The organism is Romboutsia sp. 1001713B170131_170501_G6 (genome assembly GCF_015668195.1).
GTDB lineage: Bacteria > Bacillota > Clostridia > Peptostreptococcales > Peptostreptococcaceae > Romboutsia_C.
This window is the reverse complement of the sequence record NZ_JADPFC010000003.1, coordinates 17,638-30,806: the sequence shown is the minus strand read 5'-3', so window position 1 is coordinate 30,806 and position 13,169 is coordinate 17,638. Positions and strand designations below refer to the sequence as shown.

Sequence of the window (13,169 nt, the reverse complement as noted above, 5' to 3'; positions counted from 1 at the left end):
GTTGAAAATTAATTTCAAAGGATATGTGTTTTCATATAAGGTTTTAGCTAGGAGGAAAGATGAAGAAAAGATACTTAGGAATAATATTGATAATATTATCTGCAATATCAGTATTTTTAGGAGTACATAACATAAAGATAGTAGATATATTAACTTTAAATGAAGAACAATTAAATATTTTATTGATAAGCAGATTGCCTAGATTAATAAGTATATTAGTTGCAGGAATAGGAATGAGTATATGTGGTCTTATAATGCAACAAATAAGTAGAAATAAATTTGTATCTCCGACAACAGGAGCTACTATTGATTCAGCTCAATTAGGATTGATATTTGCGATGCTAATTCTACCAAATGCAACTATGGGTAGCAAAATGATAACATCTTTTGCATTTGCTCTTGGTGGAACCTTTATTTTCATGAAAATATTAAAAAGCCTAAAGTTTAAAAATGCTGTATTTGTACCGTTAGTTGGTATAATGTTTGGGAATATAATAGGCTCAATGACGACTTTTATAGCATACAAATATGATTTAATGCAAGATATAACTTCTTGGATGCAAGGAAATTTCTCTATGATACTTAAAGGAAATTATGAAATATTATACATAACAATACCAATGATAATACTTGCATATATTTATGCAAATAAATTTACTATAGCAGGTATGGGTGAAGATTTTGCAACAAATCTAGGGCTTAATTACAATAAGGTTGTGAACTTAGGATTAATTATTGTAGCAATAGTTACAGTATGCGTAGTAATAACAGTAGGAAGTATACCTTTTATAGGATTAATAGTACCAAATATAGTATCAATTTATAAAGGGGACAATGTAAAAGATAGTATATGGCATACAGGACTATTTGGAGCAATATTTGTATTAACATGTGATATATTCTCAAGGATTGTGATATATCCTTATGAAATACCTATAGGATTAACAGTTGGTGTTATAGGAAGTATAGTTTTCCTTTATATGATATTAAGGAGGAAGTCATATGCAAGTTAGTAGTGTAAATAAATTACCTAGTAAAAATATAAACATCAGATTACAAAAAGAAAATAAACAAAAAAGAATTATATATGTAATAGGACTAATGGTTATTGCATTTTCAGCACTATTCTTAATAGCAGGAGTAAATCTAGAACACATAGATTATGCTATGAGTCAAAGAATACCTAAGTTAATAGCAATAGTATTAACCGGTGGATGTATAGCTTTTTCATCTATGATTTTTCAAACCATAACTAATAACAATATACTTACACCAAGTGTATTAGGCTTGGATTCTTTATACATATTAGTTCAGACACTTATAGTATTTATTGTTGGAATAGATAGTAAATTTATAGCAAGTAAAAGTCATAACTTTTTATTATCAGTAGTAGTAATGGTTATAGCATCTTTTGTTTTATATAAAAAACTTTTTGAAAAAAGTGGAAATAATATATTTTTCTTACTTCTTGTAGGAATGATATTTGGAACTTTGTTTAAAAGTATGTCTACTTTCATGCAAGTTGTAATAGATCCAAATGAGTATGCTACTCTTCAAAATAGCTTACATGCAAGTTTTGGAAATGTAAATACAGAAATACTTTTAATAGCAGCCATAATGCTAATAGCAATAATACCATTTATATATGATGAACTTAAGTATTTAGATGTATTATGTTTAGGTAAAGATAATGCCATAAATTTAGGCGTGGATTATGATAAAGTTGTTAAAAAGATGATAATAGTAGTATCTATATTAGTATCAATATCTACAGCTTTAGTAGGTCCTATAACTTTCTTAGGACTATTAGTAGTAAACGTAACGAAGCAACTGCTAAGCACATATAAGCACAGTTACTTAATAGTAGCATCAATTCTTATAAGTATATCAACATTAGTTGGTGGGCAATTCTTAGTAGAAAGAGTATTTAGCTTTAATACAACTCTAAGTGTAATTATAAACTTTGTAGGGGGAGTATATTTCATATACTTATTGCTAAAGGAGAGTAAAGCATAATGATAGTAGTAAAAGATATAATAAAAAAATATTCAAATAAACCAGTTGTTGATAATGTTTCAATAAATATAGAAAAAGGAAAAATAACATCTTTTATAGGACCAAATGGAGCTGGAAAAAGTACTGCCTTATCTATAATAACTAGGTTAATGAAAAAAGATGGTGGAGAAGTTATTATAGATGGAAAAAGATTAGAAGATTGGGACAATAAAGAATTATCTACTAAGATAGCTATATTAAAACAATCTAATCATATAAATCTAAAGCTTACAATAAGGGAACTTGTTGCTTTTGGAAGGTTTCCACATAGCCAAGGAAGGCTTACCGAAGAAGATAATAAATATATAGATGAAGCAATAGAATATATGAAGCTTAAAGATATAGAAGATAGATACTTAGATGAATTAAGTGGAGGACAAAGACAAAGAGCTTATATAGCAATGGTTATAGCTCAAAATACAGAATATGTATTTTTAGATGAACCACTTAATAATTTAGACATGAAGCACTCAGTTGAAATGATGAAGGTACTTAGAAATTTATGTGATGAGCTAGGAAAGACTGTAATTTTAGTTATGCATGATATAAATTATACATCTTGTTATTCAGATTACATAGTAGCACTTAAAGATGGAAAAATAGCAAGGTATGGAAAGACTGATGAGATAATAAAAAAAGAAGTACTAGAAGAAATATATGAGATGGAATTTGATATCCAAGAGATAAATGGAGATAAAATTTGTATTTATTTCTAAAAAATTTAAAATTTTAATGATAAAGATAATCAATATAAAGTAATAAAAATTATTAGGAGGACTTATTATGAATAAAAAAGTAGCAGCTATATCAGGTTTAGTTATAGCAGGATTAATAGGAGGGGCATTAGTATTTTCAAATAAAGGCAATAAAGAAGTTGCATCTAAAGCAGATGAAACAGTTAAAGTAGAGCATGCCTTAGGAACTACAGAGGTAGGAGTTAATCCTAAGAGAGTGGTAGTTTTTGACTATGCAGCATTAGATGCAATGCAAAGTTTAGGTATAGATGGTGTAGTAGGAACTCCGCAATCATCTTCGATACCAGAATATTTAAGCGAATACAAAGGATCTAAATACGGAAATGTTGGAGGCTTAAAAGAACCAAACTTAGAAAAGGTAAATGAACTTAAGCCAGACTTAATAATAATAAATGGAAGGCAACATAGTTTCTATGATAAATTTACGGAAATAGCGCCAACTATATCATTATCAAAAGAAGATGGTAAGTACATGGAATCTTTTACTCACAATATGGAAGTTATAGGAGACATATTTGATAAAGAAGAACAGGTAGATACTGAGTTAGCGAAGATAAATAAAAAAGTAAAAGAAATAAATAATAAAGTAAAAGAAAAAGATTTAAATGCAACAACATTAATGATTAGTGATGGATCATTGAGTGTACTTGGAGCAGAATCAAGATTTGGGATAATATATAAGAATTTAGGATTTAAAGAAACTGATGAAAATGTAAAAAATTCAGATCATGGACAAGATGTTTCATTTGAATATATAGCAAGCCAAGATTCAGATTATATATTTGTTGTTGATAAATCAGTTATATCTAGTGGCGAAGGTCAAAAGCCAGCACAGGAAATATTAAATAATGAATTAATAAATAATACTAGGGCAGCTAAAGATGGAAATATAGTTTATCTAGATACTCATTCATGGTATTTAAGTGATGGTGGAATAATATCTACAAATACTATGTTAGATGAGGTAGATGAAGCAATAAGCAAATAATACAAATAAATGTAATTTACTAAAAGTTGTATGAGGATGAGTGTAATTCTTATACAACTTTTATTCTTTGGTGCTCATTATATAAATTACATTATTTCTAAGAATAATATAGATATCATTTACTTATACATAAATTAGAAATATAATTATGTGGAGTACATAAAATTTTTAAAATATAAAATAGTTTTAAAATATTATATACAGTATATAAATATATTGAAAGATGGAGGTAAACAATGATAAAAGAATTCATAAAATATTACAAACCTTATAAAAAATTGTTTGTACTTGATTTACTAGCTGCTTTCACGGTGGCACTATGTGACTTAGTTTATCCAATGATAACTAGAAGTATAATGGATGATGTTGTTCCAAATAAAGATACAAGAATGTTAGCTGTATTTGCAATATCTTTATTAGTTATATTTATTATAAAAGCAGGATTAAACTATTTTATGCAATATTGGGGGCATGTGGTTGGAGTAAGGATGCAAGCTGATATGAGAAGCTATGTATTTACTCATCTTCAAAAACTTCCAAGTTCTTATTTTAATAATAATAAAACAGGTGTTATAATGTCTAGAATAATAAATGACCTTATGGAAATATCTGAATTGGCTCATCATGGACCAGAAGACTTATTCATATCTATTGTAATGTTATTTGGTTCATTCTTTATACTATTAGGAATAAATATAGAACTTACACTAATAGTTTTTGCTATATTACCTATAATACTTTTATATGCTATAACTCAAAGAAAGAGAATGAATAAGGCATTTAAAGAAACTAGAGTAAAAACTGGTGATGTAAATGCTACTTTAGAAAATAGTATAGCAGGTATGAAAGTTACTAAATCATTCTGTACCCAAGAAGAGGAATTAGAAAAGTTTAATAAATCTAATAATATATTTAAATACGCGAGAGAAAGTGCATATAAAGTTATGGCACAGTATTTTTCAGGAATGTTTTTATTTATAGATTTATTAGAGCTAGTTGTTTTAATAGTAGCAGGATATTTCACTTATATGAACCGTATAACTTTAGGTGATTTTGCAGCGTATCTTTTATATGTAAAAATGTTTATACAACCAATTAGAAAATTAATAAACTTTACTGAACAATACCAAAATGGTATGACAGGATTTGAAAGATTTATGGAAATAATAAATGAAGAAACAGAAAAGGAAGCCAAAAATTCAATAGAACTTAGAAATGTAAAAGGTAATATAGAAATAGAAAATGTATCTTTTACATATGAAGATGAAAATCAAGTTTTAGATAATTTAAATTTATCTATAGAAGCGGGAAAAACAATAGCTTTAGTTGGTCCATCAGGCGGAGGAAAAACAACTCTATGTAACCTTATACCTAGGTTTTTTGATTTTGACGAAGGTAGTATAAAAATAGATGGAATAAATATTAAAGACGTAAGTTTAGATTCCTTAAGAAAAAATATAGGTGTTGTAGCACAGGATGTATTTTTATTTACAGGAACTATAAGAGATAATATTGTAATAGGAAAAACTGGTGCTACTGATGAAGAAATAGTAGACGCTTGTAAAAAGGCTAAAATACATGATTTTATACAAACTCTTCCTAAAGGTTATGATACATATATAGGAGAAAGAGGAGTTAAATTATCAGGAGGACAAAAACAAAGAATTTCTATAGCTAGGATATTCTTAAAAAATCCTCCAATAATGATACTAGATGAAGCGACATCAGCCCTTGACAACGTTACAGAATATGAAATACAAAAATCATTAGAAGAATTAAGCAAAGATAGAACAAATTTAGTTGTAGCTCATAGATTATCAACTATAAAAAATGCAGATGAGATAGTAGTATTAACGGAAAAAGGTATAGAGGAGAGAGGAACTCATAAGGAACTTATAGAAAAAGGTGGAGTTTATTCAAAACTTCATAGGAAATAGTATGTTAGATATAATAAAAAGATGATTCTAATATTAGAATCATCTTTTTTTTGTTATAAATCAACCCAAGTTGATTTACCTGTATATATAAATTCTGTATGTCTACATTTAGGACAGACGTAAATTTTAAATATTAAATGTTCCTCTACATCAAAGATAGCTTTAAAAAATCCACGGTCAGCCTCTTGCGAATCAAATCTATATTCTTTTAAAAATTCAAGGCTTGTGTCACATCTTAAACAGTTCATAAAGTATTCCCCCTAGTAAATAAGTAATTAGTATAATTGTAAGAGATATTTAGACGAATTTGGTTGCAATATGGTTACATATACCTAAATTAGACAATAAGAGATATTAGAAAATTATAAAATCTTACAAAAGTGTAATGAAAATGAAAGATAAATAAATATGTAGATTTTTGGATTTAGTATAAAATACATATATAAGAAATCTAAGGAGGTTATTAAATGAATAATATATTAAAAGTTGAAAATATAGAAAAATACTACGGGAACAAAGATAATATAACAAAGGCAATCGATAATATAAGTTTTAGAGTAGATGAAGGTGAATTTGTTGGTATAATGGGTCCTTCAGGAAGTGGTAAGACGACTTTACTAAATTGTATATCGACAATAGATAACGTATCTACAGGAAATATAATAATAAATGGCCAAAATATAACGAATTTAAAATCAAAAAAATTAGATAAGTTTAGACAAAATGAGCTAGGATTTATATTTCAAGACTTTAATCTTTTAGATACTTTAACAAACTATGAAAATATAGCATTAGCTCTTACTATAAAAGGGGAGAAGCCATCTAATATAGATTCTAAAGTAAAAGAAGTAGCAAAATACCTAGAAATAGAAAAAGTATTAAATAAATATCCATACCAAATATCAGGAGGGCAAAAGCAAAGAGTAGCATCTGCAAGAGCAATAGTTACAAATCCATCATTAGTACTTGCAGACGAACCTACAGGAGCTTTAGATTCAAAAGCAGCAAGATTATTATTAGAAAGATTTGAAAGTCTAAATCAAGATTTAAAAACAACTATACTTATGGTTACACATGATGCTTTCACTGCAAGTTATGCTCATAGAATTCTATTTATAAAAGATGGAAAAATATTTAGTGAATTAGTAAGAGGCAATGATACTAGAAAAGAGTTTTTCAATAGAATTATAGAGGTTATAACACTTCTTGGAGGTGATGACAACGATGTATTCTAAAATAGCAATAGGAAATGTAAAAAAGAGCTTCAAAGATTATGCTATATATTTTTTAACTCTAACTTTAGCTGTAAGTATATTCTATAGCTTTAATTCAATAGAATCTCAAAAAGCTGTTTTAGAGATGAATAATTCAACAATGGGATTTGTAGATACACTATCTAAGATTATAGGTGGAATATCTATATTTGTATCATTTATCTTAGGTAGCTTAATATTATATGCAAATAATTTTTTAATAAAAAAACGTAAAAAAGAGCTTGGAATATATATGACTTTAGGTATGGGTAAAGGAAAAATATCTAAAATACTAATCTTAGAGACATTTATAGTTGGAGTGATATCATTAGCAAGTGGACTTATATTAGGGCTAATAATGAGTCAAGGGTTATCATTATTTACATCTAAATTATTTGACGTAAGTATGAGTGAGTATAAATTTATTCTTTCTACAAGTGCAATAATAAAAACCATAATATATTTTGGAATAATATTTTTAATTGTTATGGCATTTAATGTAATTATAATATCTAGATACAAGATAATAGATTTACTAACAGCAGGGAAAAAGAATGAAAATATAAGATTTAAAAATCCAATTATATATTTAATAACATTTATTTTATGCTTAATTTCAATAGGAACTGCATATAAGTTAATATTAGATGTTGGACTTAATGTTGAAGATATAAGATTTTCAATGTCAATAGGACTTGGTGTAGTTGGTACATTCTTATTTTTCTATAGTTTAGCTGGATTTGGATTATATATATTTAAAAATAGTAAAAATATTTATTTTAAAGGATTAAATATTTTTATAACAAAGCAAATAAATAGTAAAATTAATACAAACTTTATATCAATGTCTATTATATGTCTAATGTTATTTTTAACTATGGGGATGTTATCAACTGGAATAGGATTTAAAAATGCATTAGAAAAAGGACTTGAGAAAACAACACCATTTGATGCCAGTGCGAGAATATTTGCACATGAAGATGAGAAAGTTAAGAGTATAAAAGAAGCTTTAAATAATTTAGGATTTAAATTTAATGATAAAGACAAATATGTATACTATAATACATATGAGTCAGGTTTTGAAATGAAGAATCTAAATAAAGGTTTAGATAAGGAAAATCAAAAGAATTTAAACAAGATAGAAGACTTAGATGCTAATTTTATAAAAATATCAGAATACAATGACATAAGAAAACTAGAGTGTAAAAAAAGCATAGATTTAGGTAAGAATGAAGTTTTAATTATGTCAAATAATAATATGGCTAGCAAAATAATAAATAACTTTTTAGAAAATAATAAAGAGATAAAAATAGATAAAAAAGAATATAAGGTTAAAAATGAAAAGGTTATAGAGGACTCTCTTCATACAACTGCTATAGCTGACAATATGTTTACTATAGTAGTTAATGATGATTTAACAAACAAACTTAAAGTTAGAGAATCTTATTTAAATGTGAATTTTGGAGAAAACAGCAAGCAATCGGAAGAAAAATTATCTAAGTTATTTGATGATTTTAAAAATGATAAGATTGACTATAAAAACTCACCATTTATCTATGGAGAAACTAAGGCTCAAGTATATGCAGAAAGTAAAGGTATGACAACAACTATGTTATTTATAGGTATATACCTAGGAATAATATTCTTAATATCTAGTATGGCAGTATTAGCATTACAACAGTTATCAGAAGCAAGTGATAGTATAGAAAGATATAAATCACTAAGAAGAATAGGTGCAAATGATAAAATGATAAATAAAAGTATATTTATACAAACATTAATATACTTTAGTTTACCAATAGGTCTTGCATTTATACATTCTATAGTTGGTATAAAAGTATCAAATGAGTTTATAGCTATGTACAACAAGCCAGATATCGGATTATCATCTTTAATAACTGCGTTAATATTTATGTTTATATATGTTGGATATTTCTATGCAACTTATACTGGATATAAAAATATAGTTAAAAATTCATAATATATAAAACAAGCTAGATATGGTATATATCTAGCTTGTTTTATATATACAATAAAAAAGTTCTAGTTTAATGTGGAACTTATAACAATTTTTTTTAATACTAAACTAAAAAGGAGCTATTAGAAATCTAATATAGCTCCTTTTTAGCATTATTTACTTCAATCTTTCATCATCTTCATCTACATATTCTAATATGTCTCCTGGTTGACAGTTTAGTATTTTACATATTGAATCTAATGTAGTAAATCTTACAGCTTTGGCTTTATTATTTTTTAATATAGATAGATTAGCCATAGTTATACCAAGTTCCTTGGAGAGTTGGGTAGAACTAATCTTTCTTTTAGCCATCATAACATCTAAGTTTACAAGAATTGGCATAAAATATTCCTCACTAAATTGTTTTATCATTTTCATCTTTTATCTTTGTAGCTGTCTCAAATAATTGAGATAGAGTAAGACATAATAATCCTATAACTAGGCAGACAAAAGTAACTACTATAATTGCTGGAATTATAAGTGTATCATTAAATGGGATTACAAAGTACTTTAGATATAATAAGCATCCAGAAAATATAATAATCTCACTAAAAGAACAGATAGATATAGTTTTTAGAGCTTTTGAACTGGCCATAGTAAAAGGTATATTTTTTATAATTAATCTACAAAGTTTTTTTAATTTAAATAAAGATATCATATAAGGTATAAAACATAAGTATACACAAATTGATACATTAATCATTATTGAGTTAAGTTGTGATATAGGTATTTGTGTTTTAAATAAAGCTATACTTATCATTGGTGTAGCTAGGAGCAAAACACCTGTAATAAATATTCCTATTAATATAATAACATTTAATATTTTAGAATTTAAGCTTTTTATCATTTTTATTTACCTCTCTTAAAAAATATATATTATACACCTATAATAAATACAAAATTATCGTTTGTCAATAAAAATACATAATATTACAATAATGTAATGTACAAAAAAACTGTAGATAGCAAAAGGCTTTTCTACAGCTTCAACTTTACTCTATATTTTCTCCGAAATTTTCACTTATTATTCGCGTATAACTTATAGATTTTGATATCCTATCTAATATTTCTTCTTTTTTATCTAATACTATATCTTTTCTATCATTCCAAAGTGTATCAAATAAATTATTACACATATTTTTAAAATCATTGTCACTTATTATAAAGTAATCATTTTGTCCAGAATTAGGATGTACTTTTGTAAACTTTAAATTCTTAGATAGATACAAAGATGGATTTTCTTTTTCTCTAAAGTCATCAACAAAATCTCCATCAACTAATCGTATTTCAACATCGTTAGATTCCATTAATATTTTTTCTATATATTCAATATGCCTTTCTCTTTCTTTAAATGTAAGAGTTACTGGTATATTGAAAAAGTGTAAACATCCCGAAGACATATACTTTCTAAGTTCTGATTCATATATAAGTACTTTAAGATTAGATTTATAAGTAACATTATGAAGGAATACATTTATCTTTTTTAGCTCATTTATAATTTTTTTATTATCTCCAAAAACTCTTTCAGCAATCTCCATGAATAAATCTGGAGGCATAAAGAATTCATTAATAGAGCCTAAAAGACACCTTAAATCATTGTTCATTATATATTGAATATAAGTTTGGTTTTCTATCATAGAAGTACAGTCTCTTTTATCATATAAAAGTTTTCCTTTATTTTTTAAGGTATACTTTATATTAGCATAAAAATCTTCTACTAATTTTCTATCTTTAGAGGTTGTTGTAAACATACACTCACCTTCTTCAAAGAATAGATTTGTAGATAAGAATTTATTTTTAATTGCAAATATTGCAGTATTGGAATTTATACTACAATTATATAGTTTAAAATTAAGTGAAGTAGATGTTGAAATTAAGTTTATAGCAAGGAGAGTATTAATAACATCCTCCTCTTCATAGTCATTAAGACCTATTAAAAAACTTGCTTTAACATTAACTTTTTTACTTAATTCATTTAAAAAAGCTTTTAAGTTAGATAATGTTAATTTATCTTTATGATTTAGATAAAGTAAATTTACAGAGATTAGCACTTCTAAATCTTCGTCTTTATCAGCATAAAAACCTAATTCTTTAAAAAAAGTTTTATATATTATACCTGGATTAACTAAAGAAGTACTATTATAATATTCTTCTGAATGCGTAGTTTTAGGCATGGATTTTACCTGGGTATTGTTTACATTGACAGTATCCATATAAGTTTCTTTAAGTTTAGTTTCTATATATTCTCCGATGAATTCATTACTGCTATCAGAAGATATTTCAAAATAATCTATTAAATTATCTAATGTATTATCATTTAAAGACTTCATAATAAAGTCTGATATATTCTTACATATTTCATTTATTCTTTTTGAGCTTGGAAGATGTTTAGAAAGAATCCACTTATTTACATAAGAAACATCATAACCTACATACTTCGCCAAACTACTTTTCTTTTGATTTGATAAGTATAGTAGATTCTCTAATAAACTTCCAAAAGTAATAGTTTTCAAGTTATATCCCCCCAATAATTCGTTTTATGTTAGCTTTTGAATTATATTATATCACTTACTAACATATATTATAAGAGTTCGAAAAAGATTGAAATATAATAAAATAGAAGCAATTTGAAGAAAGTTTCTTCAATGAAAAATGCAGAGGAATATAAAAAATTCCTTATATCCTTAAGTTTCGTTATTATTCGTAAAATTAAGTAGACAATACGTGTTATTATATAAGCATAGACAAGGTAAAATACGTTTTCTTAAGTGAAAAGACAAAATATACTAAAATTATAGTGAGGAAAAACTAGAAAATTTCTAGGCAATAAAATTAGGAGGATATATGGGTAATTTAAAGAGTAACAAAATAGCAAAAGGATGGATGATAGTAATAGCATGTATGCTTATACAAGCAATACCATTTGGTGTAGCATCAAATATTCAGCCACTATTTATACATCCAGTAACAACGGATAAAGGGTTTAGTCTGAGTTCATTCTCATTAATATTTACAATAGGAACGATAGTATCAGCAGTAGCATCTCCATTTATAGGTGCACTTTACGGGAAGATAAATGCTAAATTAATATATATAGTAGGATGTTTATTATCTGGTGGAGGATTCATGTTATTCTCTATGTGTACAGAGTTATGGCAATTCTACTTAGTAGCAGGAATAGTTAATATAGGGACATCAGCTATATCAGCTATAGGGGTTCCACTTTTAATAAACTCATGGTTTGATGAAAGTACAAAAGGAAAGGCAATGGGAATTGCTTTTGCTGGAGGGTCTATAGGTAATATATTCCTTCAACAAATGGCTATATACTCAATAGCATCTAATGGATATTCTAAAGCTTATTTCTTATTTGGAGTATTATCTTTAGCAGTTGGTATACCAGTTGCATTATTAATGATAAGAATGCCTAAAAATAAAGATGAAATAGTAGTAGGAAATAAAAAAGCAGATAAGCTAGAAGATAAAAATAAAGAAAAATTAGATTTAGCATATACATTAAAAGAAGTACAAAAGATAAAATATTTCTGGATGATGGCAATAGGATTCTTATTTGTAGGAATATATGTATCTGCATACTCAGTACAATATGCTGCATATTTCCAAGGGGAGTTAAAGCTAGATCCTAGTGTTGTAGCAATGTCAGGTTCAATATTTGCAATTACATCATTATGCGGGAATGTAGTTGGTGGTATATTATTTGATAAAATAGGTGTTATGAAGTGTTTAGTAATATCATCGGTAGCAGTGTTTGTGTCAGGAATATTCTTAACTATGTCTGGAAGATCTCCAATATTTGCATATGCATTCTCTGCTATAAAAGGTATAGCTGTTTATATGTATATGATGGGACCAGCATATCTTACAGGTTCATTCTTTGGAAGAAAAGAATATGGTAGTATATTAGGGATGATAAACTTAGTATTTGCACTTGGATTCTCAGGAGGATCAGCTATATTTGGTTTATTTACAGATAAGTTTGGTTATAACACTGCATGGATGGGAATATTAGCTTGTGTTGCAGCAGCATACACATTACTTATAATAGCATCTAGAGGAATGAATAATCTAAATAAAGATAGAATAAAGAAATTAGAAATTGAAAGTAAAACTAAAGTAGCTTAAAAAAATTCGCCTTTAATTAAA

General features: G+C 26.6%; 12 protein-coding genes. 8 read left to right on the top strand and 4 right to left on the bottom strand.

Annotation, left to right across the window (positions count from 1 at the left end; genetic code table 11):
* Positions 1 to 59 precede the first annotated feature (59 nt).
* The 5 genes from I4U89_RS08885 (at position 60) to I4U89_RS08865 (ending at position 5,735) form a co-directional block, all read left to right on the top strand.
* Positions 60 to 1,013: an ABC transporter permease gene (locus I4U89_RS08885; protein WP_195940029.1), complete on the top strand. Its 954-nt coding sequence runs from the start codon at positions 60 to 62 to the stop codon at positions 1,011 to 1,013.
* Positions 1,003 to 2,016, top strand: a complete 1,014-nt coding sequence (locus I4U89_RS08880) for an iron chelate uptake ABC transporter family permease subunit (RefSeq protein WP_195940028.1) — start codon at positions 1,003 to 1,005, stop codon at positions 2,014 to 2,016. Before I4U89_RS08885 ends, I4U89_RS08880 begins: the two co-directional genes overlap by 11 nt.
* Positions 2,016 to 2,771 carry an iron ABC transporter ATP-binding protein gene (locus I4U89_RS08875; protein WP_195940027.1) on the top strand — a complete coding sequence of 252 codons (756 nt, stop codon included), beginning with the start codon at positions 2,016 to 2,018 and terminating at the stop codon, positions 2,769 to 2,771. The genes I4U89_RS08880 and I4U89_RS08875 overlap by 1 nt, the downstream gene beginning before the upstream one ends.
* A gap of 67 nt (positions 2,772 to 2,838) precedes the next feature.
* Positions 2,839 to 3,798: a siderophore ABC transporter substrate-binding protein gene (locus I4U89_RS08870; RefSeq protein WP_195940026.1), complete on the top strand. Its 960-nt coding sequence runs from the start codon at positions 2,839 to 2,841 to the stop codon at positions 3,796 to 3,798.
* Positions 3,799 to 4,034: 236 nt separating this feature from the next.
* A complete protein-coding gene (locus I4U89_RS08865) occupies positions 4,035 to 5,735 on the top strand; it encodes an ABC transporter ATP-binding protein (protein WP_195940025.1) in 1,701 nt (566 codons plus the stop codon).
* A 53-nt stretch (positions 5,736 to 5,788) separates the two neighbouring features.
* Here I4U89_RS08865 and I4U89_RS08860 read toward each other — a convergent pair whose 3' ends face one another.
* On the bottom strand, positions 5,789 to 5,983 hold the full coding sequence (locus I4U89_RS08860; protein WP_195940024.1) for a zinc ribbon domain-containing protein: 195 nt from the start codon (positions 5,981 to 5,983) through the stop codon (positions 5,789 to 5,791).
* 219 nt (positions 5,984 to 6,202) lie between these two features.
* Here I4U89_RS08860 and I4U89_RS08855 point away from each other — a divergent pair, with 219 nt between their 5' ends.
* A complete protein-coding gene (locus I4U89_RS08855) occupies positions 6,203 to 6,970 on the top strand; it encodes an ABC transporter ATP-binding protein (protein WP_195940023.1) in 768 nt (255 codons plus the stop codon).
* Complete coding sequence (locus I4U89_RS08850; protein ID WP_195940022.1) at positions 6,960 to 8,969, top strand: ABC transporter permease; 2,010 nt, start codon at positions 6,960 to 6,962, stop codon at positions 8,967 to 8,969. Before I4U89_RS08855 ends, I4U89_RS08850 begins: the two co-directional genes overlap by 11 nt.
* 153 nt (positions 8,970 to 9,122) lie before the next feature.
* Here the strand turns inward: I4U89_RS08850 and I4U89_RS08845 are convergent, their stop codons facing one another.
* From I4U89_RS08845 to I4U89_RS08835, 3 genes are all read right to left on the bottom strand, one after another.
* Entirely contained in the window at positions 9,123 to 9,347 is a 225-nt protein-coding gene (locus I4U89_RS08845; RefSeq protein WP_195940021.1) for a helix-turn-helix domain-containing protein, read from the bottom strand.
* Positions 9,348 to 9,360: 13 nt separating this feature from the next.
* The gene (locus I4U89_RS08840) at positions 9,361 to 9,852 is read right to left on the bottom strand and encodes a DUF2975 domain-containing protein (protein ID WP_195940020.1); all 492 of its coding nucleotides are present in this window, start codon (positions 9,850 to 9,852) and stop codon (positions 9,361 to 9,363) included.
* A gap of 145 nt (positions 9,853 to 9,997) precedes the next feature.
* Positions 9,998 to 11,518 carry a hypothetical protein gene (locus I4U89_RS08835; RefSeq protein ID WP_195940019.1) on the bottom strand — a complete coding sequence of 507 codons (1,521 nt, stop codon included), beginning with the start codon at positions 11,516 to 11,518 and terminating at the stop codon, positions 9,998 to 10,000.
* Positions 11,519 to 11,849: 331 nt separating this feature from the next.
* Between I4U89_RS08835 and I4U89_RS08830 the strand changes: the two genes are divergently transcribed.
* Positions 11,850 to 13,148: a conjugated bile salt MFS transporter gene (locus I4U89_RS08830; protein WP_195940018.1), complete on the top strand. Its 1,299-nt coding sequence runs from the start codon at positions 11,850 to 11,852 to the stop codon at positions 13,146 to 13,148.
* Positions 13,149 to 13,169: the final 21 nt, after the last annotated feature.

Excerpts from the sequence above, each read along its gene's own strand:
- I4U89_RS08840 (WP_195940020.1), bottom strand. The coding sequence starts at position 9,852 with ATGATAAAAAGCTTAAATTCTAAAATATTAAATGTTATTATATTAATA.
- I4U89_RS08870 (WP_195940026.1), top strand. The coding sequence starts at position 2,839 with ATGAATAAAAAAGTAGCAGCTATATCAGGTTTAGTTATAGCAGGATTA.
- I4U89_RS08885 (WP_195940029.1), top strand. The coding sequence starts at position 60 with ATGAAGAAAAGATACTTAGGAATAATATTGATAATATTATCTGCAATA.
- I4U89_RS08875 (WP_195940027.1), top strand. The coding sequence starts at position 2,016 with ATGATAGTAGTAAAAGATATAATAAAAAAATATTCAAATAAACCAGTT.
- I4U89_RS08830 (WP_195940018.1), top strand. The coding sequence starts at position 11,850 with ATGGGTAATTTAAAGAGTAACAAAATAGCAAAAGGATGGATGATAGTA.
- I4U89_RS08865 (WP_195940025.1), top strand. The coding sequence starts at position 4,035 with ATGATAAAAGAATTCATAAAATATTACAAACCTTATAAAAAATTGTTT.
- I4U89_RS08850 (WP_195940022.1), top strand. The coding sequence starts at position 6,960 with ATGTATTCTAAAATAGCAATAGGAAATGTAAAAAAGAGCTTCAAAGAT.
- I4U89_RS08860 (WP_195940024.1), bottom strand. The coding sequence starts at position 5,983 with ATGAACTGTTTAAGATGTGACACAAGCCTTGAATTTTTAAAAGAATAT.
- I4U89_RS08855 (WP_195940023.1), top strand. The coding sequence starts at position 6,203 with ATGAATAATATATTAAAAGTTGAAAATATAGAAAAATACTACGGGAAC.
- I4U89_RS08845 (WP_195940021.1), bottom strand. The coding sequence starts at position 9,347 with ATGCCAATTCTTGTAAACTTAGATGTTATGATGGCTAAAAGAAAGATT.
- I4U89_RS08880 (WP_195940028.1), top strand. The coding sequence starts at position 1,003 with ATGCAAGTTAGTAGTGTAAATAAATTACCTAGTAAAAATATAAACATC.